19 protein-coding genes are annotated in these 25,285 nt (G+C 71.9%); 10 read left to right on the plus strand and 9 right to left on the minus strand.

Annotated elements, in window-relative coordinates:
* Positions 1-56 precede the first annotated feature (56 nt).
* Positions 57-707 carry a TetR/AcrR family transcriptional regulator gene (locus AWQ70_RS01180; protein WP_067168850.1) on the plus strand — a complete coding sequence of 217 codons (651 nt, stop codon included), beginning with the start codon at positions 57-59 and terminating at the stop codon, positions 705-707.
* Positions 708-733: 26 nt separating this feature from the next.
* Here the strand turns inward: AWQ70_RS01180 and dmpG are convergent, their stop codons facing one another.
* The 3 genes from dmpG to AWQ70_RS01195 are packed head-to-tail and all read right to left on the minus strand — an operon-like array spanning position 734 to position 3,524.
* Entirely contained in the window at positions 734-1,759 is a 1,026-nt protein-coding gene (dmpG, locus tag AWQ70_RS01185) for a 4-hydroxy-2-oxovalerate aldolase (RefSeq protein WP_067168852.1), read from the minus strand.
* Positions 1,759-2,703: an acetaldehyde dehydrogenase (acetylating) gene (locus AWQ70_RS01190; RefSeq protein ID WP_067168854.1), complete on the minus strand. Its 945-nt coding sequence runs from the start codon at positions 2,701-2,703 to the stop codon at positions 1,759-1,761. Before AWQ70_RS01190 ends, dmpG begins: the two co-directional genes overlap by 1 nt.
* Entirely contained in the window at positions 2,700-3,524 is an 825-nt protein-coding gene (locus AWQ70_RS01195) for a 2-keto-4-pentenoate hydratase (protein ID WP_067169036.1), read from the minus strand. The genes AWQ70_RS01190 and AWQ70_RS01195 overlap by 4 nt, the downstream gene beginning before the upstream one ends.
* Before the next feature lie 70 nt (positions 3,525-3,594).
* Between AWQ70_RS01195 and AWQ70_RS01200 the strand changes: the two genes are divergently transcribed.
* Positions 3,595-4,356 carry an IclR family transcriptional regulator gene (locus AWQ70_RS01200; RefSeq protein WP_067168856.1) on the plus strand — a complete coding sequence of 254 codons (762 nt, stop codon included), beginning with the start codon at positions 3,595-3,597 and terminating at the stop codon, positions 4,354-4,356.
* Between the two features lie 64 nt (positions 4,357-4,420).
* On the opposite strand, the gene AWQ70_RS01205 is transcribed toward AWQ70_RS01200, so the two are convergent.
* Positions 4,421-7,207: a SpoIIE family protein phosphatase gene (locus tag AWQ70_RS01205; protein WP_218004366.1), complete on the minus strand. Its 2,787-nt coding sequence runs from the start codon at positions 7,205-7,207 to the stop codon at positions 4,421-4,423.
* A gap of 477 nt (positions 7,208-7,684) precedes the next feature.
* Between AWQ70_RS01205 and AWQ70_RS01215 the strand changes: the two genes are divergently transcribed.
* The 4 genes from AWQ70_RS01215 to AWQ70_RS01230 all read left to right on the plus strand — a co-directional run bounded on the left by AWQ70_RS01215 (position 7,685) and on the right by AWQ70_RS01230 (position 12,856).
* On the plus strand, positions 7,685-8,455 hold the full coding sequence (locus AWQ70_RS01215) for a M17 family peptidase N-terminal domain-containing protein (protein WP_169808603.1): 771 nt from the start codon (positions 7,685-7,687) through the stop codon (positions 8,453-8,455).
* A 74-nt stretch (positions 8,456-8,529) separates the two neighbouring features.
* Entirely contained in the window at positions 8,530-10,434 is a 1,905-nt protein-coding gene (locus AWQ70_RS01220) for an amidohydrolase (protein ID WP_218004367.1), read from the plus strand.
* 36 nt (positions 10,435-10,470) lie between these two features.
* Entirely contained in the window at positions 10,471-11,133 is a 663-nt protein-coding gene (locus AWQ70_RS01225; protein ID WP_067168862.1) for a hydrolase, read from the plus strand.
* Positions 11,134-11,227: 94 nt separating this feature from the next.
* Positions 11,228-12,856, plus strand: coding sequence for an MFS transporter (locus AWQ70_RS01230; protein ID WP_067168864.1), 1,629 nt, complete (start codon positions 11,228-11,230; stop codon positions 12,854-12,856).
* A 17-nt stretch (positions 12,857-12,873) separates the two neighbouring features.
* Here AWQ70_RS01230 and AWQ70_RS01235 read toward each other — a convergent pair whose 3' ends face one another.
* Entirely contained in the window at positions 12,874-16,578 is a 3,705-nt protein-coding gene (locus AWQ70_RS01235) for an FHA domain-containing protein (RefSeq protein ID WP_067168866.1), read from the minus strand.
* A gap of 49 nt (positions 16,579-16,627) precedes the next feature.
* The gene (locus AWQ70_RS01240; protein ID WP_157529828.1) at positions 16,628-17,071 is read right to left on the minus strand and encodes a CBS domain-containing protein; all 444 of its coding nucleotides are present in this window, start codon (positions 17,069-17,071) and stop codon (positions 16,628-16,630) included.
* A 433-nt stretch (positions 17,072-17,504) separates the two neighbouring features.
* On the opposite strand from AWQ70_RS01240, the gene AWQ70_RS01245 reads away from it, so the two are divergent.
* Positions 17,505-20,171: a DUF7824 domain-containing protein gene (locus AWQ70_RS01245; RefSeq protein WP_157529829.1), complete on the plus strand. Its 2,667-nt coding sequence runs from the start codon at positions 17,505-17,507 to the stop codon at positions 20,169-20,171.
* A gap of 190 nt (positions 20,172-20,361) precedes the next feature.
* Here AWQ70_RS01245 and AWQ70_RS01250 read toward each other — a convergent pair whose 3' ends face one another.
* Positions 20,362-22,143 carry a hypothetical protein gene (locus AWQ70_RS01250; RefSeq protein ID WP_157529830.1) on the minus strand — a complete coding sequence of 594 codons (1,782 nt, stop codon included), beginning with the start codon at positions 22,141-22,143 and terminating at the stop codon, positions 20,362-20,364.
* A 381-nt stretch (positions 22,144-22,524) separates the two neighbouring features.
* Here AWQ70_RS01250 and AWQ70_RS01255 point away from each other — a divergent pair, with 381 nt between their 5' ends.
* Complete coding sequence (locus AWQ70_RS01255; protein ID WP_067168874.1) at positions 22,525-22,866, plus strand: hypothetical protein; 342 nt, start codon at positions 22,525-22,527, stop codon at positions 22,864-22,866.
* 47 nt (positions 22,867-22,913) lie between these two features.
* Here AWQ70_RS01255 and AWQ70_RS37185 read toward each other — a convergent pair whose 3' ends face one another.
* Positions 22,914-23,162: a zinc ribbon domain-containing protein gene (locus AWQ70_RS37185; RefSeq protein WP_169808604.1), complete on the minus strand. Its 249-nt coding sequence runs from the start codon at positions 23,160-23,162 to the stop codon at positions 22,914-22,916.
* Between AWQ70_RS37185 and AWQ70_RS01260 the strand changes: the two genes are divergently transcribed.
* Together AWQ70_RS01260 and AWQ70_RS01265 are read left to right on the plus strand one after the other, a co-directional pair.
* Positions 23,163-23,414 (plus strand): hypothetical protein, encoded by a 252-nt coding sequence (locus AWQ70_RS01260; protein WP_067168877.1) that lies wholly within the window; start codon positions 23,163-23,165, stop codon positions 23,412-23,414.
* Positions 23,415-23,512: 98 nt separating this feature from the next.
* Complete coding sequence (locus AWQ70_RS01265; protein WP_067168879.1) at positions 23,513-23,998, plus strand: hypothetical protein; 486 nt, start codon at positions 23,513-23,515, stop codon at positions 23,996-23,998.
* 170 nt (positions 23,999-24,168) lie between these two features.
* Here AWQ70_RS01265 and AWQ70_RS01270 read toward each other — a convergent pair whose 3' ends face one another.
* Complete coding sequence (locus AWQ70_RS01270; RefSeq protein ID WP_067168881.1) at positions 24,169-25,200, minus strand: LacI family DNA-binding transcriptional regulator; 1,032 nt, start codon at positions 25,198-25,200, stop codon at positions 24,169-24,171.
* Positions 25,201-25,285 lie beyond the last annotated feature (85 nt).

The following is a 25,285-nucleotide window of genomic DNA, read 5'->3' on the forward strand; positions in this document are numbered from 1 at the left end:
CTCAGCGGCCGGGCCGCGCGACGAGCCGCCATCGCCGGGTCCCTAGACTTCCGCGGGTGGAGAAGCCCGCGCCTGAGGCGCAAACCGGAAACCGCCGCGGCCGCCGGTCGCGGCAGGAGATCCTCGACGCGGCCGCCCGGGTGATGTCCGTGCGCGGCTACGCCGGTACGTCGATCTCGACGCTCGTGAAGGAGACGGGCCTGCCGAAGAGCGCCTTCTACCACCACTTCGAGTCGAAGGCGGGGCTGCTCTCGGCCGTCATGGCCCAGGGGGCGCAGGGCTTCTTCGACGCCATGCGCGCGGCCCAGCGGAACCCGCCGGCGGGCGGCACGCCGCGCGAACGTCTGGGGTGGTACCTGCAGAAGACGGGCGAGGTCTTCGTGGACCGGGAGGAGTTCCTCCGCCTGCTGCTGGTGCTGGTGATGAGCAACGAGGCGGCGGAGGCGCCGGAGGCGATGCGGACCGTGATCGCGGTCCGCGACGAGGGCCGCGATCACATGCGGCACATGATCCGCTCGTCGTTCGTGAGCGAGGGCGAGGACGCCGCGAACGCGGTCGCGGACGCCCTCGCCCACTTCGGCATGGCCGGGTTCGACGGCGCGTTCGTCTCGCTCCAGTCGGAGGACGGCAAGCCGATCTCGGAGTTCATGGACCAGCTCGCCGACGCCATGGTGGCGGTCGGCGAGGCGGTGATCGCCGGCCGCTGAGGCGGGGCCCCGGGCCGGCGCGACGGTCAGGCGGGCCGCTTCTCGCGCTCGGCGGCGATCGTGAGCGCGATGTCGACGATCATGTCCTCCTGGCCGCCCACGAGGCGGCGGCGGCCGCACTCCATGAGGATGTCGCGGACGTCGACGCCGTACCGCGCGGCGGCGGTCTCCGCGTGGCGGAGGAACGACGAGTAGACGCCGGCGTACCCGAGGGTGAGGGTCTCCCGGTCGACACGCACCGGACGGTCCTGCAGCGGGCGGACGATGTCGTCCGCGGCGTCCTGGAGCTGGAACAGGTCGCATCGGTGCTCGAAGTCCGAGAGGTCCGCGACCGCGATGAACGCCTCCAGCGGGCAGTTGCCCGCGCCCGCGCCGTGACCGGCCAGCGACGCGTCGACCCGGTAGACGCCGTTCTCGACCGCGACGACGGAGTTGGCGACCGACAACGAGAGGTTCTCGTGGGCGTGGATGCCGATCTCGGTCCCGGCGTCGAGGACGTCGCGGTACGCGCGGACCCGCGCGGCCACGTCGTTCATCGTGAGCCGGCCGCCGGAGTCGGTGACGTAGACGCAGTGCGCGCCGTAGGACTCCATCAGCTTCGCCTGCCGGGCCAGTTCCTCCGGCGGAGCCATGTGGGAGAGCATCAGGAAGCCGGACACGTCCATGCCGAGTTCACGCGCCGCGGCGATGTGCTGCGCGGAGATGTCGGCCTCGGTGCAGTGGGTGGCGACGCGGACGGAGCGCACACCGAGGTCATGGGCGCGCTTCAGCTCGTGGACGGTGCCGACGCCCGGCAGCAGCAGCGTGGTGAGACGGGCGTTCACCAGCACCGACGCCGCGGCTTCGATCCACTCCCAGTCGGTGTGCGACCCGGGACCGTAGTTGAGCGACCCTCCGGCGAGGCCGTCGCCGTGCGCGACCTCGATCGCGTCGACGCCGGCCCGGTCGAGCGCGGTGACGATGCGCTTGACGTCGTCCGGGGTGATCCGGTGACGAATGGCGTGCATGCCGTCGCGCAGCGTGACGTCCTGGACGAAGATCGGAGTGCCCATCAGAGGCCCGCCTTCCCTGCCGCGATGCGCTCCGCGACCCGCAGGCCGGCGGAGGTCATGATGTCGAGGTTGCCGGCGTAGGCCGGGAGGTAGTGCGCGGCGCCCTCGACTTCGAGGAAGACCGACACCTGGTGCGTGGGCCGGGAGGCGCCGTCGGCGAGGAGCGTCCCGACCGGCTGGTCGGCGGGGATCTCGGTGATCTGCACCTGCTGCTTGAGCCGGTAGCCGGGGACGTAGGCGGCGACGTCGGCGACCATCTTCTCGACCGACCGCCGGATCTCCTCGCGTACGGTCGGGTCCGGGGCCGCGACGAGGCAGAAGACCGTGTCCCGCATGATCATCGGCGGCTCTGCGGGGTTGAGGATGATGATCGCCTTGCCGCGGCGCGCCCCGCCGACCCGCTCGATGGCGGCCGAGGTGGTCTCGGTGAACTCGTCGATGTTGGCGCGGGTGCCCGGACCGGCCGACTTCGACGCGATCGACGCGACGATCTCGGCGAACTCGACCGGCACCACCCGGCTGACGGCGGCGACGATCGGGATCGTGGCCTGGCCGCCGCAGGTGACCATGTTGACGTCGGGCGCGTCGAGGTGCTCGTCGAGGTTGACGGCGGGGATGACGTAGGGCCCGATCGCCGCCGGGGTCAGGTCGATCAGCCGCTTCCCGAGCGGGATCAGCTTCGCGGCGTTCACCTCGTGCGCCTTGGCCGAGGTCGCGTCGAAGACGATCCCGATCTCGTCGAAGTCCGGCAGTGCGATCAGCCCGTCGACGCCCTCGTGCGTCGTCCGGACGCCGAGCCGGGCGGCGCGGGCCAGGCCGTCCGAGTCGGGGTCGATGCCGACCATGGCGCCCATCTCGAGGTGGTGCGCCCCGCGCAACACCTTGATCATCAAATCGGTGCCGATGTTGCCCGATCCGATGATCGCGACCTTCGTCCTGCTCATGATGCTGCTCCTTCGGTGAAGCGGACCGTCACCGTGCCGAGGCCGGACAGGGTGGCGGTGACGGTGTCGCCGGCGGCGACCGGCCGCATCGGGCCGAGCGCGCCGGAGAGGACGACCTGCCCGGCCCGCAGCGGCTCGCCGAGGTCGCGGGCCATGCGGGCCAGCCACACGACCGCCTCGACCGGGTCGCCCAGGCAGGCCGCGCCGGTCCCGGTGGAGACCTCCTCACCGTCGACGCTCATCGACATCACGACGTCCACCGGCTCGAACTCGTCGAGGGTGCGGCGCTCCGTCCCGAGGACGTAGGCGCCGGAGGACGCGTTGTCGGCGACCGTGTCGCCGAAGGCGATGTCCCACCCGGCGATCCGGCTGCCGCAGATCTCGAGCGCGGCGACGCCGTACTCGATCGCGTCCCGGACCTGCGGGGCGTCAAGGGGGCCGTCGGCCAGGTCGGAGCGGAGCACGAACGCGATCTCCGCCTCGACCCGAGGCTGGAGGACCCGCCCGACCGGGATCGTGTCCCCGTCGGCGTACGCCATGTCGTCGAAGAGGACGCCGAGGTCGGGCTGGTCGACGCCGAGCTGTCGTTGCACGGCGTCCGAGGTCAGGCCGATCTTGCGGCCGACGATCCGGGCGCCGGCGGCGAGGCGGCGCCCGGTGAGCGCCGCCTGGACGGCGTACGCGGCGGCCAGGTCGTCCCGGCCGATCAGGTCCCGCACGGGGGCGCAGGGCACGCCGGACGCGGACGCCCCGGCGAGCCGCTCGACCGCGGCGGCGATGTCGGACTGGCTCGTGGCGGCGAGCCCGGTGGTTTCGGTCACGCCCCCCACTGTGCGGACGGGCTCGGGCCCCTGACCAGCAGTTCGTCTCGTTCAGCGATACGCTGCGGGGGTGACGGAGACGACCGGCCTCGACACCGTGCTGGGCAAGGCGGTGGCCATCCTGCGCGCCTTCCGGCCCGATGACCGGGTCGTCGGCCTCGCCGAGCTGGTGCGGCGCACCGGCCTCCACAAGGCGACCGTGCACCGGCTGGCCGGCGGTCTGGTCGCCAACCGCCTGCTCGACCGCACCGACGGCGGCTACCGGCTCAGTGGCGGCCTCTTCGAGCTCGGGATGCTCGCCTCGCTGGAGCGCAGCCTGCTCGAGGTGGCGATGCCGTTCCTCCAGGACCTCTACGAACGCACCCACGAGACCGTCCACCTCGGGGTGCGGGAGGGTCACGACGTCGTCTACGTCGCCAAGATCGGCGGCCACCGCCAGGCCAGGGCGCCCTCGCGCCCGGGCGGGCGGATGCCGCTGCACTGCACCGCGATCGGCAAGGCGCTGCTCGCGCACGCCGGCCCCGACCTGCGGCGTGAGGTGCTGGCCGGGCCGCTCGAGCGGCGCACGCCGCACACCGTCGTCGCGCCGGGCATCCTCCGGCGCCAGTTGCAGCGCGTCACCGAGACCGGCGTCGCGTTCGAGCGGGAGGAGTCGGCCGTCGGGCTCGTGTGCGTCGCCGCGCCGGTGCTGGGGCGCGGCGACGAGCCGCTCGCCGCGATCAGCGTGGCCGGCCCCGGCCACAGGTTCCGGCCCGAGGGACACGTGACGGCGGTGCGCGCGGCGGCGGCCGCGCTCGGCAGCACACTGATCCGGCGCGACCTCCTCCGCTGAGCCGGCGGGCACCGTGACCGCGCGGCGCCCCGAGCGCATCCGGCGGGGTCGTCCCGAGCGCGGGTCAAAGAGCCGGGGCGGCGGAGGGCAGGGGCTGTTCGGTCCAGATGACCTTGCCGTCGGCGGTGTGCCGGGTGCCCCAGCGTTGGGCGAGCTGGGCGACGAGGAACAGTCCGCGTCCCCCTTCGTCCGTCGTGGCGGAGCGCCGCAGTCGTGGTGAGGTGCTGCTGCCGTCGGAGACCTCGCAGATCAGCGTGCGATCGCGCAGGAGGCGCACCTGGATGGGGCCGCCCGCGTACCGGATGGCGTTGGTGACCAGCTCGCTGATCACCAGTTCGGTGGAGAACGCCAGCTCCTCCAGGTCCCACTCCGCCAGTTGCCGGGTGACTTCCGTACGTATGCCGGAGACGGCCGCCGGATCGCCGGGCACGTCCCACTGGGCGACCTGGCGGGCGTTCAACGCGTGGGTACGGGCGACGAGCAGGGCGACGTCGTCGCTCGGCTGGGCGGGGAGCAGCGCCTCGAGCAGCGCGTCGCAGGTCTCCTCCGGTGAGCGGAGGGGGTGGGTGAGGACGTTCCGCAACCGGTCGAGTGCGACGTCGATGTCGCGGTCGCGGTGCTCGATGAGCCCGTCCGTGTAGAGGATGAGCCGGCTTCCCTCGGGCATCGCGATGTCGACGGTCTCGAACGGCACGCAGCCAAGGCCGAGGGGCGGGCCCGCGGGCACCTCGGGAAACTCGACCGTGCCGTCGGGAAGGACCAGCGCCGGCGCGGGGTGGCCCGCGCGGCCCATGGTGCAGCGTTGCGAGACCGGGTCGTACACCGCGTACAGGCAGGTGGCGCCGATGATCCCGGTTCCGGCCGTGCCGTCCGGGTCCTCGTCCAGGTCGAGACGCCCGACGAGGTCGTCGAGGTGGGCGAGCACCTCGTCCACGGGCAGGTCGAGGTGGGAGAAGTTCTGGACGGCGGTGCGCAGCCGGCCCATCGTGGCGCAGGCGTGCAGGCCGTGGCCGACGACGTCGCCGACGACCAGCGCCACCCGGGCGCCCGAGAGCGGGAGGATGTCGAACCAGTCCCCGCCCACACCGGCCTGCGCGGGCAGGTAGCGGTGCGCGGCCTCGACGGCGTTCTGCTCGGGCAGGCCGTGCGGGAGCAGGCTCCGTTGCAGGGCCAGGGCGGTCGTGCGTTCGAGGGTGAACCGGCGGGCGTTGTCGACGCACACGGCGGCGCGGCCGGCCAGCTCCTCGGCGAGGGACAGGTCGTCGTCTTCGAAGGGGCCCCGGTGCTCCAGCCGGTAGAAGGTCGCCACGCCCAGGACGACGCCCCGGGCGAGCAGGGGGACCGCGATGGCGGAGTGGATGCCCGACGCGCGAACCTTCTGGGCGTGCGCGGGATCCTCGGGCAGCCACGCGGACGCGGGGGTCGGCAGCGGTGCGAGCACGGACTGCCCGATCGCCAGACACCGTGCCTGCGGCGTCGCCGGGACGAACGTGACCAGCCGGCCCACCGGGTACAGGTGCGACTCCCCGTTGACGGCGCCGAGCGCCACCCGGCGCATCGCGGCGCCGTTCACGCCGGCCGGCTCCTCCCCCGTCAGCACGACGTCCGGCAGATCGACGGTGACGAAGTCCGCGAGCCGCGGGATCGCGACCTCGGTCAGTTCCTCGGCGGTCCGGGTCACGTCGAGGGTGGTGCCGATGCGGACGCCGGCTTCGGTGAGCAGCTCCAGGCGTTGCCGCGCCAGCAGGGCGAGCCGGCCGACTCCCGGCTCGCCCACGGCGATCAGCCACTCGTCCGTGACGCCGGCCGGCTCGGCGACGGCGGTCCGGGCGGAGGGGGCGGTCGCGCGCGGCGGCAGGGCGACCGCGTTCGAGGCCCGTTCGTACGGCGCCCCGGAGCGAGCGGTGGCGAGGCGGCGCAGCGCGCCGCCGGGCAGGACCGCCTCGACGGCGATGCCGGTCTCCCCCGAGGAGCCCGTCACCGGCCGGCTCAGGAGCGTGGCCGCCCGGCCGCGCGGGAGCGCCACCTCGACGACGGCCGCGTGCCCCGAGGAGATCAGCTCCGCGGCCTTCTCCTCCAGGATGAGCCGGTCGCCGCGGCCCAGCGGGTCGCCGCCCGGCGCTCCCGGTCCGGCGGGCTCGGCCGCGTCCGGCAGGAGGAGGGCGGCTCCCCGAGAGCCGCCCGCCGCGAGGCGGGCCTGGACGAACGTCTGGAGCAGCGCCCGCTCGCGCTCCGCGGTCTGCTCCAGCAGGCGCCGCTCGATGTCGCGGGCCGCCTGGCGGACGAGGGTCGCCATCGAAGGGTCGGCGTTCTCGCACAGGCAGGTCAGGTTGAGCAGGCCGCGGCTCCGGCCGCTCAGCGGGTCGCGGATGGGGACGGCCGAGCAGGTGAACACCTGCAGGGCCTCGACGAAGTGCTCGCGCCCGTGGACGAAGGCGGGCCCCCGCTCGACCAGCGCGGTGCCGATGCCGTTGGTGCCGGCGAACTCCTCGGCGTACCCGAATCCGGGGGCGAGCCCGCGCGCGTCGAGAACCCCACGGAACGACGGATCGTCCACGCGCCGCCCGACTATCCGCCCCTGCTCGTCGCAGACCAGAATGCTCATCCGCATCCCGCAGAGCGCGGAATTCAACCGGTCGAGCACGGGGTCGGCGGCGCGGACGAGATCGCTTTCCAGATCCAGATCCCGGTGGTACGGAATATCGATGTGGTCGGCCGGAATGCCCAGGGTTTGACAGCGCTGCCACGAGGTCAGCACCGACGCCCGCACCCCCACGCCGACCGGTCTACCTGCGAGGAGGCGTTCACGAGCGTCGGCGAGAGCATCGTTGTCACTCCATATGGCCGTCACGTCGACCACTCCCCCTATGGATGGCGGTGCCGGGAAATCGGCTACTTGATTGACATGCGACGGCATTCAACCGATTCGGCGCATTAGGTGAAGCTTATTGACGCGCGGCAAAGGCAGGGGCGATCCCCGCCCCTGATTCCATCGGCTTCGGCAAAATCGGCGCCGCCGCGGCTTACTCGTCGGTCCGCTCGTCCAGCACGGTGCCGACGAGACGGACGGTCGCGGCCCGGTCGGGGAAGACGGCCACTCTGGGCGGCCGGTCGCCGGAACAGGCCCGGCGGAGGTCGGGGGACCTCCAAAGGGAGTGCGATCGCTCGGTGCACGGGCATGAAGGGTGCAAGGTTCCGTCACGGAAGCCACCGCAATCACCCCCCGAGGTGGGGATGCACGGGATGCGGGGACATGGGAGGAAATGCCGGAATTCCTCCGTCCACCGGAGCACCAATGGCTCGATCACATCCACGGCGCCGTGCAACTGTGCTCGCCGGGAGCGTCTTCACTCTGGCAGCGGCCACCGGGGCGCACCCACCCGCGACCGCGGCGCCCTCCCACGAAGTGCCGGGCGAGCCCAGCCCTTCGGTGATCCCCGAGCGGACCTTCTCGGCGCCGCACGGGTTGTCGATCACCGTCAAGGAGATCGGTCCCAGTGCGCAGCCGGCCGACCTGCAGGTCATCACCCTGTTCGACAAGGCTTCCGGCCAGGCGTTCGCCGGCTCGATGGTCGAGCTGGACAAGAGGCTCGGGGGCACCCTCAGCGCCGTGCGGAACAGCGGTCAGTTCCAGGCGAACGCGCTGGAGACGCTGCTGATCACGCCGCCGCCGGGGGCCATCGCCGCGCGGCGGCTGCTCATCATCGGCCTGGGCGACGCCCGCCGGGCGTCGCTGGACCTGATGAACAAGGTGGGCGCGGTGGCCGCCCGCGAGGCCGTACGGACCCGGTCCGCCACGGTCTCCTTCGCGCCCACCCTGCGGGACCAGGGCTTCTCCCGGCTGGAAACCGGGCAGGTCTCCGCCGAGGTCGTCCAGGGCGCCCTGCTCGCGTACGACACGGATGCCCGGTTGCAGCGCCAGGGCCTGCAGGACTGCTTCGCGCTCAAACGCTGGTACTACGAGGCCGGCGCCGCCTTCTACTCCGGCGTCGTGGCCAAGGTGGGCCCGGCGGTGAAGGACGCGTCCGCCACGATCGACCGGCGCGGCGGCGCGCCTTTCGGCAAGACCGGCCCGTCGGCCGGCACCTGCAGCACCTGATCGGGAAAGCGGGCCCGGCCCGGCGCGCCGGCCCGGCGGTCTCCGCTCCGATCCCTGGGTGAGGGAGAAACCACATGATCAACGTAATGCCGGTCGACGGCGTCAACCCCGATCCCGCCGTCCGCGAGCCCGCCGACCTGGTCGTCCGCAACGGCCGTGTGCACACAGGGGTGGCCGCCCGTCCCGCCGCCACGGCCCTCGCCGTCCGCGGAGGCCGCATCGTCGCTCTCGGAGACGACCGGGACATCGCCTCCTTCGTCGGCCCCGGCACCCGCGTCGTCGACGCGCTCAACCGGCGGATCATCCCCGGCCTCAACGACTCCCACCTGCACGTCATCCGCGGCGGCCTGAACTACCTGCTGGAACTCCGCTGGGACGGGGTCCCCTCGCTGCGCACCGCCCTGTGGATGCTGCGCGAGCAGGCCGCACGCACCCCCGCCGGCCAGTGGGTCCGCGTGGTGGGCGGATGGACCGGCGAGCAGTTCGCCGAACGGCGCCTTCCCACCGTCTCGGAGTTGAACGCCGCCGCTCCGGACACTCCCGTGTTCGTCCTGCACCTCTACCAGTCGGCCATCCTCAACCACGCGGCCGTACTCGCCGTCGGGCTCACCGGGGACAGCGTGGCGCCGCCGGGCGGCCAGATCGTCCGGAACCACGCGGGCGAGCCCACCGGCATGCTGCTGGCCACGCCCGCGGCCGGCCTCCTGTACTCCACGCTCGCCAAGGGCCCCACGCTGACGGATGAGGAACAGGTCGGCTCCACGCGGCACTTCCTGTACGAGCTGAACCGGCTTGGTCTGACCAGCGCGATCGACGCCGGGGGCGGCTTCCAGAACTTCCCCGAGAACTACGCGGCGGTGACGAGGCTCGCCGAGCAGGGCCTGCTGACCATGCGCATCGCCTATCACCTGTTCCCGCAGACCGCCGGTCAGGAGCTGGACGACCTGCGACGGTGGATCGGGTCGGTACGGCCGGGTGACGGCGACGAATGGCTGCGGCTGAACGGCGCCGGGGAGAACCTCGCGTGGTCGCCCGCGGATTTCGAGAACTTCACCGAGCCCAGGCCGCTGCGGCCGGAGCGGGCCGACCGCGAACTCGAGGCCGCGGTGCGCCTGCTGCTCGACAACGGCTGGGGCTTCCGCCTGCACGCCACCTACGAGGAGACGATCCGCGCCGACCTCGACGTGTTCGAGCGGGTGGGAGCGGACGGCGGCTTCCCGCGCGGAGTGCCGTGGTTCTTCGACCACGCCGAGACGGTGTCCGAGGCCAGCCTCGACCGGATCGCCGCGATGGGCGGCGCCCTGTCCGTCCAGAACCGGATGATGTTCCAGGGCGGCGCCTTCCGCGACCGGTACGGGGAGGCCCGCGCCGCCGACGCACCGCCACTGCGCCGGATGCTGGACCGGGGCCTGCTGGTCGCCGCCGGCACCGACGCCACCCGCGTGTCCAGCTACAACCCGTGGCTGTCCCTGGAATGGCTGGTGCGCGGGCGCAGCATCGGCGGCCGCCCGCTGGCGTCCGCGGAGAACCGGCTCGACCGTGAGACGGCGCTGCGCCTCTACACGGCGGCCGGCGCCCGGCTCACAGGCGAGGACCACGTCAAGGGCCTGCTGAAGGAGGGCTACTACGCCGACTTCGCGGTGCTCTCCGAGGACTTCTTCGCGGTGCCCGAGGAGGACATCTCCCACATCGAGTCGCTGCTCACCGTCGTCGGCGGGCGGATCGTGTACGCCGCGGGCGAGTTCGAGGGCCTGGCCGCGCCGCTGCCCGCCATGCGGCCGTCATGGAGTCCGGTCGCCTACTTCGGGGGATTCCACCGGACGATGTGGCCCACCCCTCCGACCGGGGTCCGCCAGGCCCGGGCGCTGGTCGACGCGGTCGCGGAGTCGGAGGAGCACCGCCAGTGGCGTCTCAACCGGGGATTCGCCGAAGACCACGCCCCCGTGTCGGAGATCTTCGACTCCTGTTTCGTTCTGTGACCGGCCGGTCGGACAGATGAGCCAGAGGAGAGAGCCATGGGTGATATCGCGAACGCCGAGCCGGCGCCCGCGCGGTCGCTGCTCAGCCCGCAGGACAGCGTGGTCGTGATGGTGGACCACCAGCCGCAGATGTTCTTCGCCACCACCAGCGCCGACCGGGCGGAGATCGCCAACGCCGCGGTGGGGCTCGCGAAGGGCGCGAAGGTCTTCGGCGTGCCGGTCATCCTGACCACGGCCGCGGCCGCGACCTTCGCCGGTCCGCTCATAGCCCCGCTCGCGGACCTCTTCCCCGGCGTCCAGCCGATCGACCGGACCACGATGAACTGCTGGGAGGATCCTCGGGTGGTCGACGCGGTCACGGCGACCGGCCGCCCCCGGATCGTGATGGCGGGCCTGTGGACCGAGGTGTGCATCTCCCTGGCCGCCCTGTCCGCGGTCGATCAGGGCTACGAGGTGTACGTGCCCACGGACGCCTGCGGAGGCGTGTCGGTGGAGGCCCATGAGAACGCGGTCCGCCGGATGACCGGGCACGGCATCGTGCCGACGACCTGGCTGACCACCGTGCTCGAATGGCAACGCGACTGGGGGCGCACCGAGACCTATGACGCCGTTGTGAAGGTCTTCGAGGAGCACGCCGGCGCGTACGGTCTCGGCATCCGCTACGCGCACACGATGATCCGCGACCCCTCCGGGCACTGAGTCCTCCGTGGACGGCGCCGGACGGGAACGCGACCTCGGGCGGGTGCGGTCGCCTCTCCGGCCCCGGCCCGCATCCGTACGGGGGCGATAGCCGATGAAGCGACGACCCGGGGACGACGGCGAGCCGGCCGCGCCGCGCGCCGAGGCCGGATCGGCCTGGCGACCGCTGGCCCTGCGCGCGTTCCGGATCTTGTGGCTGGCCCAGCTCGTGTCCAACATCGGGAGCTGGATGCAGACGGTCGGCGCCCAGTGGCTGATCAGCCGCGATTCGGGGTCCGCGGGTCTGGTCGCCCTGGTGCAGACGGCGATCAGCCTGCCGGTGCTGCTGCTGGGCATCCCCTCGGGTGTGCTGGCCGACATCGTCGACCGCCGGCGGCTGCTCCTGGCGGCCCAGGCCCTGATGTTCGTCGTCACGGGCGCGCTCGCGATCCTGACCGCGCTGGGACGCGTCACCTCTTACGGCGTCCTGATGCTGACGTTTCTGCTCGGCTGCGGCACCGCTCTCATGGGCCCGGCCTGGCAGGCCGTCCAGCCCGAGCTCGTGCCGCGTGACCAGATCCGCAACGCCGCGACCCTCGGCGGCGTGAACGTCAACCTCGCGCGAGCCGTCGGCCCGGCCCTCGGGGGGCTGGTCGTGGCCCTGGCGGGCGCCGCCGCGACGTTCGCCCTCAACGCGCTGTCCTTCCTGGTCACGATGGCCGCGCTGGCGGCCTGGCGCCGGACGGCCACCCGCGACCCGATGGGAGCGGAGTCGGTGTTGCCGGCCCTGTGGGCCGGCTATCGATACGTGCGCCACGGGCCGCGGATCCGCCGGGTGCTGGGGCGGTCGTTGTTGTTCGTGCCCGCCGCCTCCGCCCTGTGGGCGCTGCTGCCGGTCGCCGCCCGGCAGCGGCTGGGGCTGGGAGCGGACGGGTACGGCCTCCTTCTCGGGGCGATCGGGGTGGGCGCGGTGCTCGGGGCGGCGCTGCTGCCACGGGTCCGCGGCCGCTGGTCGAGCAACGGCGCCCTCGCGGGCGGTGGTGTCCTGTTCGCGCTGACCATGGCCGTGCTGGCGGTGGTGCGCGTCCCGTGGCTCGCCATGGCGATCCTCGTGCTGTCCGGAGTGGCCTGGGTGGGCGTGCTGTCGACGTTCAACTCCCAGATGCAGGTCACGGCGCCCGACTGGGTGCGGAGCCGAGCACTGGCCGTCTATCTGACGATCTTCCAGGGCGGGATGGCGATCGGTTCGGCCGTATGGGGCGCGATCGCCGAGGGGCTCGGCGTGGCGGGCGCCCTGGCGGTGGCGGCGGGCGCGCTTGCCGCCGGATCCCTGATCGGGTCGCGCTTCGCCGTTCCGGACAGCCTTCTGGACCGATCACCCTCGATGCACTGGTCCGCGCCCGTCATGGTGCTGGAGCCCGCGGCGAGGGAGGGACCGGTGCTGGTCACGGTGGAGTACCACGTGCCGCCTGAGCGTGCGGACGCCTTCGTGGAGGCCATGGCGGCGGTCGGGCGCTCCCGGCTGCGCACCGGCGCCCTGCGCTGGAACCTCTTCCAGGATGGGGCACGCCCCGAGGTGTACCTGGAGATGTTCATGCTGGCCTCGTGGGACGAACACCTGCGGCAGCACGGCGGGCGGCTCACGGGCGCGGACCGGATCGTGGAGCAGGAAGCGCGCTCCCTGGTGGATCGCCCCTTCCGCATCTCCCACTACCTCCCGGCCCGCGTACGCGACCGGGACTGACCCGTCGCGACCGGGCGTCAGCCGGGAAGCGGCAGTGGACCGCCGTGGCCGGGCAGGCCCCGGTCGTCCGAGATCGTCTCCTCGACCGCCCCCTCGTCCGTGAAGCCCTGGCCGCGGGTCTGCTCGGCGAGGCGCTGGTAGTAGCCCGAGACCGCGGCGAGCGCCTCGCGTGCCGCGTTCAGCAGCGTGGCCCCCGCCTGCTCGACGACGTCGGCCTCGTGGATCTCGAACGCCCGGATCCCTTCCAGCACGGCGGTTTTCAGGTCGCGCAGCAGTCGGACGTCGACGTGCGCGTAGACGCGGCACAACCCCGCGACCCGCCGGAAGTCGTCCCCGGCGAGCAGCAGCTCCTTTACGGCGGACACGGAATGCCGGACCAGCCCGACATCCGGCCGCGCGGACATGGCGGCGAGATCGGTGTCGAAGGACCGGATGTCCAGGTGCGGGTCGCAGAAGCCGACGGTGAGCTGCCACAGGGTGCGCAGGTCCTCGCGCACCAGCCCGTCCAGATAGCTGACCAGGAACCGCCGGTGCGCCTCGAGGACGTACTGCGCCTTGAAGGGCGTCAGCTCCCCGGGATCTTCGCCCGAGGTCGTGACCGACGCGGTGAATCCGTAGTCGGCGGCCAGCGCGTTCTCCATGCCGACCAGCAGGTACACGAACCGTACCCAGGTCCGGAACAGCTCTTCCAGCGGCAGCGCGCGCAGACCGCCCTCGGTGAGCACCACGCCCCACCGGGCGCCGAACCGCAGCCGGCGCAGATGGCCGATCTGGTACATCGCGAGCTCGGCGTCGATCTCGGCGTGCGCGTGGTGCAACACCTTCCGATACGCCGCGGTCGCGTCGAGCCCGACGTGATTGCGGATGATGTGCGGCCCGCCGATGTGCAGGTGCAGGAACTCTCCGACGTCGAACACCGCGCCGCCGATCGCCATCCAGTAGCCCGCGTCGGCGGTGTTGCGCCGCGCCAGATCCGACACCTCGAAGCGGGGCCCCTGCTGCGCGTGGCCCAGATAGGTGGTGAAGACGTCCTGGCCCAGACGTCCCTCGGCCACCAGTCGGCGGAGGAATTCACGGCCGTCGCCGGGAACGACGTCGGTCAACGCCTGGAGCACCGAGACGGCGAACCGTGCGCTGCCGCACACGTAGACGTACGCGCCGCGGCCGCCGTCGTCGGTGGACCGCAACAGCTCCCAGAGCGCTTCCGCCTCGGCGCGGACCACGTCGTCCACCCGGCGCCGCTGTCCGGCTTGCACGACGTGGCGCCGGCCGTCGAACGCGATCGCGGCGTCGGCGCGGGAGAACGCGACGGAGAGTCTCAGCCGGCCCGCGGCCGCCGCCGCGTCCAGGTCCGTGTGCTCGGCGAACTCCTCCGGCGTCCGGATCCCCAGGTAGAGGCGGTTCTCGCCCGGCCCGGTACGCGCGGCGACGAACCCCAGGAACGGGGCGATCCCGGAACCGGCCGCGAACATGACGACGGGCCGGGCGGGATCGGCCGGCAGCCGGAACCGGGGCGTGGGGACGATCTGCAGCGACAACCGTCGCCGCCCCTCGACGCTCGCGCGGCGCAGGAAATGCGACGCCGTGCCGTGCCGTTCCCGCGGGTACGACCACGGCGTCCCGGCGGAGGTGTAGCCGAGGCCGGCGACCACCAGCTTCAGCGTGGTGGCCGGTTCGCCGGGCGGCGGCGCCGAGGCGATCGAGTACAGCCGGAACGGCTCGGGCGGGATCACCGCGCAGAACGCGTCGTCCTCGCGGGGATCGGCCTTCCACAGCCGGGTGACGTCATATCCGCCCGCGTACAGCAGGTTCAGGACGTCCCACAGCTCCCACTGGTCCTCCATGCGGGCGTCCACCACTCGCTGCCAGGAGCCCACGGCTGTCAGTCTCACCAGCCGTTTCGCCACCTCCCGCCCGATCGGCCGGAGCCGGGCGAAGCGCAGCAACGTCCGCAGCGGCAGCACGTCGACCTCGTCGTAGCCCGCCCGGCAGGCCACCGCCGCCCGCCACTCCGGGGTGAGCCGCACCAGCTCGTCGCCGGTCGCCTGCAGGGCGGCGACCGTGCGGCGCACCAGCTCGTCGTCGTTCTCGGCCAGCACGCCGACCCGGTCGCCGGGCAAGTGGTGCACGCCCTGGCCGGTGACGTCGAGCTCCAGATGACAGGTCCAGGCGCCGGACTCTCCGCTGACGACACGGCCCCGGCGGGCGGTCCCGAACACCACCGGCGGACCCACCGGCGGGCGGCGCTCGTCGCGGGCGATGGCGAGCTGGTCGTCCACCTTGTCCCAGGTCCGGTCCTTGAACAGTCCGGTGAACCGGGCGCCGGTCGTCACCTGACGGCCGACCTTGAACGCCACCTCCAGAAAGCCGTACGTCTTGACGCGGTGCAGGCCCATCCAGCCGCGGTCGCCCACATAGGCGTCGAGCACGGCGTTGTAGATGCCGCGCAAGGTCTTGTTGCGGGTGTCCTCGACGTACTGGCGCACCGACACCTCGCGCAACGCGGCCACCAGCTCCTGCCAGTGCCGCGGGAAGAATCCGGAGAGGTAGGTGCTCTGCCGGCCGACCACCGAGCCGTAGTCCCGGCGCTCGAGAAACGCGTCCAGCGCGTGGATCTGCGGTTGCGCGGTGCCGCTCGGGCTGGGCGCGCCGTCGAAGATCGGAACGCCCGCGGTGCCGACCGTCTTGGCCCACAACACCTGGTCGAGCGGATGCCGGGCGCGGGGGTTGGGGTCGATCTGCGGATAGACGGCCTGGGTGACGTGCCGCAGCCGGTCGAGGATCACCAGGAGCGCGCTCTCCAGGGCGGCCGGGTCGTCCGCGACGACGGCTTCCTGGGCATCCAGCATGGCGCCCAGCACGGGTGTGAGCGCCATCGCGAATTCGGTGGTGACCAGGTAGAACACCCGCTCCGCCGAGTTGTTCCAGGTCGGCACGAGCAGGTCCATGTTGTCCAGCGCCCGCGGCCCGGCGGGGTCGCGCAGCCGCCAGTTGTAGAAGAACAGGTCGATGTAGGAGACGGCCGGAATCTCCTTGCCCAGCCGGCGCGAGACCGTGGTCCACGGCCGCAGCAGCGACTCGGGCAGGGCGGCCGGCGGATCGATCGCCATGTACTGGTAGGCGTGGGCGAAAACGCCGAGCAGGGTCGAGGCGCGCAGCAGGTACCGGTCGGGCAACGCGGCGGGCCGGGCGTCGAGCACCGGCATCGCGTCGAACGCCCGGCGCAGCGACAGCCGGCGGAACAGCTCGGGGAGCCGGTCGGTCATCTCGTCCCAGGCTCGGTGCGACTCCGGGAAGGCCTGCAGCGGCGGCTCGACCGGCAGGAATCCGTGCGCGAGCGACAGGAAACCGTCGATCTCGTGGCCGACCCGCAGGTTGTGCGCCTCGGCGGCCTCCACCACGCGGCGTGCGGCGACACGCGGCGGCCCGACCGGCCGCAGCACGGTCATCTGGTCCGGATCGACGAGCGCCGTCGCCTCCGGATCGAGGAACGTCCACGTCAGCTCGAATCGGCCGATGCGCATCCGGTCCCCGGGGACGAGCACCTGGCGCGTCACCCGCGTGTCGTTCACGTAGGTTCCGTTGGAGCTGCCGAGGTCGGTGAGCACCAGGCGGTCGCCGGCGATCTCCAGCCGCGCGTGGCGCCGGGATACGGTGCCGTCGTCCAGCACCACCGCGGCCGCACCGCTGTCCCGGCCGAGAGTGGCCGGCAGCGCGCACACCCGCTCGCTGGTCTCGCGGGTGTGCCGATCGGTGAGGATCAGCCGGAGCTCAGGAATGGTAGATCACCGCCCGGCACAGATCAGCGCGGGACAGCGTGCCCACGAGGGTCCCGTCGTCGACCACGGGAAGCCTTCGGATCCCGCGGTCGATCATCACGATCGCCGCCCGGGCGAGCTCGTCGGCCGATCGGACCGTCACCGCGTCGCGCACGACGAGGGGATCGATGACGCGGTCGGCGAAGGCGCGGCCCCGCTCCAGGAAGATCCGGAACGCGTCGGCGAGCGTGCCGCCGGCGGCGGTCACGTCGTCGAACCCGGGCAGCATGGCCCGCACCAGGTCCTCCTCGGACAGTGACCCGACGAACCGGCCGTCGTGGTCCAGGACCATCAGTTGGCCGACCTCCGACACGCTGACCAGCTCGGCCGCCCGCCGGATGGTCGCGCCGAGCCGTATGTGGGCCGGGAACGCCGTCATGACGTCGCTGACGAGCACGCCACCTCCCAGGTCCGCCCCGCGGTCGTTCCGCACAATCGGTTACCTGGCCACTCATCCGAGAGAATCATCCGCGAGTATAAATTCATCCCAAATGCGGTGTACACCCCCGGACGTGGGTCGGCACGGCGTGTTCTGGACCGATCCCGAGCGCCGGGAGAAGGTATCGCCGAGTTGTACGCCAGACCGCTGGACCGTCGGGGCGGGGCGACGGTCGGCGGGACCGGGCGCCGGCTGGATCCGCTTGTCGTGGCGACCTCGTAGCGCCCAGGTTCCGCGGAGACGAGCGATGTGCGGCGGAAGTGTCAGTGGTGATCAGTATGGTGCCGGCCATGGCTGATGCGGTGCCGACGTGCTCATACGTTCGCTCTTCCCCGCCCGACCCGCGGTCGGGCCATCCGGGTCCGTCCACCTCGTACGGCACGGTGCCGATGTGAACCCGTGGCAGGAGGTCGTCGAGTGCATCGAAGGGCGCCACGACGACGACCTGATGGACGTCCTCGTTTCCCTGAGCGAGCTGGGGCGGCAGGTGGTGGCCGCGCGGCTTCCCCGTTATCTGGCCGAGCGCCTCGCCGAGGGATGGGAGGCACGATGGAACGTTGAGGACCAGGCCTCGGGATTCCGCCTCGCGGGCGCGGCCTGCTTCACGCGCTCCGCGCAGGTGGCGACCTGGCTCAGTCGGCGCGAGCTGCGCGAGGTGCGCGACTCGCGTCTGGACGCCGAGCGCATCCGGACGCTGGTGAGGGACCGGCCGCAGGAGTGGCGTGCGGATCTCGCGGTGCGGCTGGTACGGCGGTTGCGGCGCCCGGCGGACAGGTGGCGTCGTCCCGGCGGTCCGCCGGGGTGGGAGCTGGCCGCCGGGCTGCTGGTGGAGACCGGCAGCGAGCCACCGGAGGCGGACGTGTTCGTCGAGGGCTGGGTCCGCCAGGCGAGCGCGACGCGCCGTATGAACGGCGGGCGCGCCGCTATCGGGGACGATCCGCTGCTCGACGTGATGGTCCCGCGGCTGTTCCGTGCGGAGGGGGTCGCCGCCGCGCTGGTCGCGGACCTCCGATGGGCTCCGGAGACGTCGCTGGTCTCGGCGCTCGCCGCCCTCGGCGGCTCCGGTCGGCTGAAGCGCCAGGAGCTGATCGACGGTTGCGCCGCGCGTTTCCTCGCGGGGGGCGACGCGGCGGAGCTCCGGCCGTTCGTGACGTTGTGGACGGAGCTGCGGCCGTCGTCGGCGGAGATCCCGCTGCTCGACTTCGTCCGGCTGCTGCCGTCGGCCGCGTCGCCGTTCGTACAGATGGCGCTCGACGCGCTGGGCCGGGCCGACGACGAGGGCCTGCTCGACGACGAGCTGTTCGCTGAGGCGGTCCATGCCCTCGCCTTCCGGCCGGAGAAGAAGTTCGTCACCGCCGCCCTGCGGTGGATCGCGCGGTCGGCGACCGGCGACAGCGCTGCCGGGCGGGCCGGCGGCGCGCTGGCTGCGCTGGCGATGATCTTCGGTCACGAGGTTGCCACCCTCCAGGGCCGGGCGGTGAAGCTCGCGGTCGCGCTCGCCGCGCAGGCGGACCCGTCGGCGTCGGAGGAGGTCCGAACGGCGGCGGGTGGGCTCGCACCGGAACTCCGGGAGCGGATCGCCGCCGCCTTCGGCGAGGTGCCGGCCGAGGAGCCGCAAGATCCGCCCACAGCCGCGGCCCTGATCGTGGCGCCGCTGCCCGGACCCCTGCCGCCCATCACCTCGCCGAAGGAACTGGCGGTCGAATTGGCCCGTCCCCTCTGGCCAGAGGAGCCCGCCGTGTTCGAGCGCATCCTGGCGGCGCTGGTCGAACTCACCCACCGTGACCGCACGGCTGTGGCCGCGGCGCTCACCCCCTGGCGGCGGCGTACCTGGCCCGACCCGTTCGACGCCCGTATCTACGTGTACGGCATCAGCGGCTACGACCGGGACATCCGCTCCCTGCTGTCCCGCGCCGCGTTGGCGGTGGTGTCTCCGGAGGAGAGCAAGGAGCTCACCAGCCTGCTGGCCGACCACCAGCGTGAATACCCGCCGTACGACCGGAGCCTCCAGGTGCTCGTCCAGCGCCGGCTGCGCGAGGTGCTCTTCATGCTGGAAGCCGGACACTCGATGCCGCTGCTGCTCGCGACGCCGACCACCACGACCGGGCATGTCGCCCCAGACATCTTGATCGACCGGATGGAACGGCTCGAGGGCGCCGAACCTCTGCCCGCCGACTTCCACCAGGCGCTGCTCCGGCTGCCCAGGACGATCGACCCGGCGACGGCCGTACGGGCGGAACGACTGACCTCGCAGGCGGGACGGCGGCTGGCAGCACTGCTACGCGATGGCGGGCTCCCCGACCCCACGGTGACAAGCGGTGTCGAGAGCCGCCGGTACAGAAGCGCCATGTACGGCGGCGAGATGGTCATCCAGAGGATGCGTCCACGGGTGACGCCGCCCCCAGGCGTCCCCGAGGAGATCCGGAAGGTGTGGACCGTGGAGACCGACGAGGTGTCGGGGGCCCATTCGTATGAGACGGTGTGGTGGCCGACGATGATGCCGTCCCATCGCGACGTCGTAGCCGCGCACCTCCTGGAATCCGCTCCGTGGCTGCCCCACGGCGACGACGGCCAGATGGAGGCACTCCGGAGGCTCGTCCACGGGGACGGCCCGGTCGGCGTGGCGGTGGCCGGGGCGATCGTCTGCGTCATGGCCCACGCGCGGCCGGCACGGCGGGCGGCGGCGACCGACGCCCTCGTCACGCTGGCTGCGCGGGACGAAGTTCCCGCGGCGGAGATCGGGCGCTTGCTGGTGGAAATGGCCGTTGCGGGCAGGCTGAAGCTCAACCGGGCGGTGACCGTCCTGGACGACGCCGTGCACGCGGGCGCGCACGCCTCAGTGTGGTCGATCCTCGCGGAGGCGCTCCCCGCGCTGCTGCCCCCCGCGGGGGAAAGGCCCAGGGCCGGGCTCGGGGACCTCCTCGCGGTCGGCGCCCGAGCGGCCGCCCTGACCGGAGCACGCGCCGACATCCCGGAACTCACCGAGGTCGCGACACGGCACGGGCGTAGCCGGCTGGTCGAGGAGGCTCGCCGCCTCCACCGACGGTTGTCCGGGTGACAGGCTGCCCGGCCGACCAGGTCGTACGGCCGGGCCGCCAACGGCGAGGCGACGACATCCGGAGGAGGAAGGCGTAGCCGCGCGCCTCCTTCCAGATCTTCGAGACGGTCGAGCCTGAGGAGGCTTCGCCGGACTCGGTGCGCATCTCCGGTCGCCCGCAGACAGAGGAGAGTGTGCGCCGCGCCACCGCTCATGGCTTCAGCTCGAGCCTCTTCCTCGACGCACCCGGGAACACGACGACCAGGTGCTGCTCCTCTCCATCGTCGACCCGCACGTAGACACGGAGCCGGTAGCGGCCCTTCCCCGCGATCGCCAGGTTCGGCATCGGGGCACCCGCGCCCACCTCTCCGCCCTCGCCCATCTCCGGCACGGCGAGCCGGCCGCTGCGGCTGACGATCGACACCTCGTTGACCTGATCCCACCCGGCCGTCCGCGGTGGCGGCGGGGTGCGGAAGGCCTTAACGGTAAGGCACAGGTCAGTGACGTCTTCGACATGCCCGATGAGCACCGCGCTGTCGGCCACCCCGATGCGGCTGCTGTCGTCGTAGACCTTGTCCATCGCCTGCTCCGCCACCTCGGCGGCCGCTTCGTCTTCGGGATCGTGGACCAGATAGCCGGGATCGCCGTCGACGAACAGGAAGTACTTGGCCGTGGCCTGGACGACACCCTTCGTCCGGGGCCACGGGTCGCGGCACTTCGCGTTCCCCTCGGCGATGTAGGCCGCGTACGCCGCCTCCCTCTCCGCGGTCGACCGCAGCAGATCGGGATAAGTTGCGCCGACGATCTCCGGGCAGACGTAGACGAGTTCCCATGGGTCCGCGCCCCAGGCGGGCCGCGCGCTCCCCGCCCGCGCCAGAATCGCCTCCTGCTCGTCACGGTCCTTCGTTCGGCACAGCGCCCGCCCATACGCGAGGATCTCCTGGTCCGACAGGCTGTCCGGGAACATGGGCGGGACTCCGCCCTCTGTGCTCCGCGCCCGGCACAGGAATGTGCCGTCGCGTTCCGCAGGTTTCAGGTCGCCGAAGCTGGGCTGGTCATAGCAGTCCATCGACCAGCCGGTGTAGGTGAGGTGCGGGGCCTGCTCCGGGTGGATCAGCGCGATGATCGGCAGTACGGCCACGGCCGCCACCGCGACGCGGATCACGCGCCGCCGCGCGGGCGGAAGGTCCGCCGGTTGGCCCTCGCCCTCAGCGGGCATTTCACGGGCGGTCGCCGCGATCCACACGGTGCTGATGAGCCCCACCGCGTCCATCATGACCAGCATCGCCAGATTGCCGCTGGGGCTCCTTACGAAGAGAACGTTGAGCGGGACCACCAGCGCGTAGACGCCCACCGACAACCACCCGGCTGCCTGCGTGCCGCGGCTCCACCGGCCGTCGCGCCGCTGCCCGACGACCGTGATGATGGTCGCCGCCACTCCGCCCACCATCAAGCCCAGATCGACGATGCCGCCGGATCCAAGCTCTGGGAGGTCGAGTTCGTCGAGCAGTTCGTTGGCCATCCCGACCAGCTCGACCGCGAACATCGCTCCGGCCGCCGCGCGCAGCATGCGGGACCGCCAGCGGATAACGAGCAGGTAGAGGACGTCGATCGCGGTCCACAACGCGAGCTGGGATGCCGCATCGACCGCGTCGGGGAGCAGCGCGATCGGATACCAGAGCACGAGGGTGTACGCCACCGCCAGATACAGCAGTCGGCGCAACGCCTTCGCACGGCGGTCCAGCGGTCCGGGTGCGGGGGCACGCAGGATCAGCCACAGGAGCGCGGCCTTCACCAGGGCGGCCACGAGCAGCGCCACGGCCGTCGGGGTGTCGAACCCGCCGCGCGCGTAGAACTCCGCATAGGCCGGCGGCGACCATTCGACGGCCACCCAGAGCCAGGCGTCGCCGAGCATCAGGCCCGCGACCGCGGCCACAAGAACCAGACCGACTAATCCAACCCTGATAATCCGCCAGAAACTACCCGAAAGCACGGGACGCGATCTTAGTGCGGCACCGCCGTACAGGCGGAAACAGCGGAACGAGCGGTCCCGCCCCGCCGATCAGACTCCATGACCGTCAACGCGATGCGGTTTCGATGATGGCGGGGCGCCGGGTGCCCAGGATGTTGCGGGCGACGCATTCGGGAAAGGAGGGGTCCCCGGAGGGGTGGACGCTGAGGATTCCATATTGAGCACCTCGGCACGCCGATCTTCTCAAGCGTGCTCCAGTACATTCATTGCCGAATTGTCATTACAGAAGTCGGGTCACCGCACCGCGCACTACCGACTCCCACGCCGATTACCTCGGGGAGCCCGTCGCCTCTACGACGAAGCCCCGAAGGGCAGCCGCCACGTTGCCACCACAATCGAGTCATGGGCACGTGGATCTACATACGCGGCTGGCTGGAGTTCTACGGACAGCGACGAGAAGCCGAACGCATCATCGGCGAGGGCGCCGAAGGCTGGACCTTCCCCAAAGGCGGCTGGCTGGACGCCGCCTGCTACGCCCGCGCGGTCCGCGAGCACGAAGTCGACGAAGTACTCGACCAGATCCGACAGATCGCCGCGCTCCCCGGTACCGACGAAGACAACGATCGCGTCTGCGGACTGTTCTTCGCCTTTCACGAGGTAGAAGGCCAAGCCGAATGGCAAGTGCGCGACGGCGAGGTGGTCATCGGCCCAGCCCCACCACGCTACGACTATCTGTGGAACTGATGCGCTCCCCGGCCTCAAGGCCAGAGACTCAGCCCGTGCCGCGATGCTCACGCGGCGCCTCTGAGGCTTCCTGCTTCCTCGCGCTGTGCCAGGCCGGAGCCTGGTCTTACTCGCGCTCCACAGGCGTTCAGCCCGTCCGCCCGCCTGGCGGCCAGGATGTTCTTCGCCGCGTTCACGTCCCGGTCGTGGACCGCCCCGCACGGGCAGGTCCACGACCGGACGTTCAACGGCAGCGACTCGGCGGCGGTCTCACCAGCGCAGCGCTGTTTCGAGCTGGAGAGCCAGCGGTCGATCATGTGGTCCGCGGGGAGACTCCCGCGCAGAACACGATGGCCAAGGGGCACCCGTACAACGGCGACCTGTGGTCCACCGAGGAGCCGACGGGCAACACCTGCCGCAACCGGGGCACGCCGACCGGGCGGTACAGCCCAGAGGGCTACGCGGGATTCGCCGAAGGTCTGACACCTCTGACATGCGGCGATATCGGGGACGCCGCAGCCGTCGCTGTGCTGGTGGATCTCGTGTCGCGGCCCGGTGCGCACTCGTAGTAGATCCGGCCGTCGATGAGGGCGAGCCACGCCACGGTGTGGCAGCTCGCCGTCGACGTCGATGATGTAGGGGCCTGATTTAGGGCTCTTCTGTCGGCTTGGGATCGAAGGTCACGACCGGCTCCGGACCGGCCGACGGTGCGGCGTTCGGCGTCGGATTCACCGTCGGCGTCGGACTCGGGTTACCCGACGTCGGCGTCGCACTCGGCGTCGGACTCGGGCTCGGGTTCACCGTCGGCGTCGCACTCGGCGTCGGACTCGGGCTCGGGTTCACCGTCGGCGTCGCACTCGGAGTCGGACTCGGGTTACCTGACGTCGGCGTGGCGCTCGGCGTGGGGTTCACCGACGGCGTCGGGCTCGGGTTACCCCGCGTCGGCGTCGGACTCGGATTACCCGACGACGGCGTGGCGCTCGGAGTGGGGTTGCCCGTCAGCGTCGCGGTGGCAGCATGGGCGGCGTCTCCGCCGATCAGGTCGCCGGCGGAAACAGCGAGAAACGTGGTCAGGGCGAGCAGAGCCCCGGATCGGGCGATCGTCCTAGTGTGCATGGGGGCAGTGTGGCCCCGTCCACTTGTAGGTCACTAATATCCGGACGCATCCGCTGATCGGAGCCGACGAACCGCTCAACCGGTCGTGAGCAGCGATCTGGCCAGCCGCACCATGGTCGCCCATCGTCACGTGGGCGTTGCCCACGCCGAACCGGATCCGCGCCCACGTTCCATACAGCCACGGGCTCCCTGACGCCCCACGCCGCCTCAGCCGTCCTGGTCCCCCGTCTTGGCGGGGACCGGGCCGGTGGAGCGGCGGACCACCAGCTCGGGCCGGTACAGCAGCTCGGTCCGCGGCGCCCTGACGCCTCCGATCTCCTCCAGCAGGTTCTCCACCGCGGCGAGGCCCATGTCGCGGACCGGCTGGCGCAGGGTGGTGAGCGGCGGGTCGAGGTAGGCGGTCATCGGGGAGTCGTCGAACCCGACGACCGAGACGTCCTCGGGGACGCGCAGGTCGCGCTGGCGGACGCCGCGGATGGCGCCGATCGCCATTATGTCGCTGCCGCAGCAGATGGCGGTGCAGCCGCGGTCGAGCAGTTGCTGCGCGGCGGACTGACCTCCCTCGATGGTGAACAGCGAGGGCACGACGAGGTCGTCGGTGTCGCTGACGCCGGCGTGTTCGGCCATGGCCCGGCGGAATCCGGCGATCTTCCGGATGGAGGGCACGAAGCGTTCCTGGCCGACGGCCAGGCCGATTCTCCGGTGGCCGAGCGAGACCAGGTGGCTGACGGCCATGTCCAGGGCGGCGGCGTCGTCGTTGGAGACGAAGGGCGCGTCGATGTCGGGCCGATAGCCGTTGATGAGGACCATGGGCAGGCCGAGCCCGATCAGGCGGCGGTAGCGGGCGCGGTCGGAGCGGGAGTCGGCGTGCAGGCCGTTGACGAAGACGATGCCGGAGACGCCGCGTTCGAGCAGGAGGTCGGTGTAGTCGTCCTCGGTGATGCCGCCGGGAGTCTGGGTGCACAACACGGCGGTGTAGCCGGACTGGACGAGCGCGCTCTCTATGACCTGGGCGAAGGCGGGGAAGATCGGGTTCGTGAGCTCCGGGACGATCAGGCCGATGAGGCCGGCCTGTTGCTGGCGGAGTTTGGCGGGGCGTTCGTAGCCGAGGACGTCGAGGGCGGTGAGGACCGCCTGCCGTGTCGCGGCGGCCACGCCCGGCTTGCCGTTGAGCACCCGGCTGACGGTCGCTTCACTCACACCCGCGTGGGCGGCGACGTCGGCGAGTCTCATTGTCATGGTCGGTAACTTACCTTTCTTGCACCAGGTCGCAGCTCGCCTTGTGGACGTTATTGCGGTGCGTGCAGCGCGGGCCGCGTCAATG

Source organism: Microtetraspora niveoalba (assembly GCF_001570405.1).
GTDB classification, from domain to species: Bacteria; Actinomycetota; Actinomycetes; order Streptosporangiales; family Streptosporangiaceae; genus Microtetraspora; species Microtetraspora niveoalba.

Excerpts from the sequence above, each read along its gene's own strand:
- dmpG (WP_067168852.1), bottom strand. The coding sequence starts at position 1,759 with ATGGGCACTCCGATCTTCGTCCAGGACGTCACGCTGCGCGACGGCATG.
- AWQ70_RS01190 (WP_067168854.1), bottom strand. The coding sequence starts at position 2,703 with ATGAGCAGGACGAAGGTCGCGATCATCGGATCGGGCAACATCGGCACC.
- AWQ70_RS01220 (WP_218004367.1), top strand. The coding sequence starts at position 8,530 with ATGATCAACGTAATGCCGGTCGACGGCGTCAACCCCGATCCCGCCGTC.
- AWQ70_RS01225 (WP_067168862.1), top strand. The coding sequence starts at position 10,471 with ATGGGTGATATCGCGAACGCCGAGCCGGCGCCCGCGCGGTCGCTGCTC.
- AWQ70_RS01230 (WP_067168864.1), top strand. The coding sequence starts at position 11,228 with ATGAAGCGACGACCCGGGGACGACGGCGAGCCGGCCGCGCCGCGCGCC.
- AWQ70_RS01255 (WP_067168874.1), top strand. The coding sequence starts at position 22,525 with ATGGGCACGTGGATCTACATACGCGGCTGGCTGGAGTTCTACGGACAG.
- AWQ70_RS37185 (WP_169808604.1), bottom strand. The coding sequence starts at position 23,162 with ATGATCGACCGCTGGCTCTCCAGCTCGAAACAGCGCTGCGCTGGTGAG.
- AWQ70_RS01270 (WP_067168881.1), bottom strand. The coding sequence starts at position 25,200 with ATGACAATGAGACTCGCCGACGTCGCCGCCCACGCGGGTGTGAGTGAA.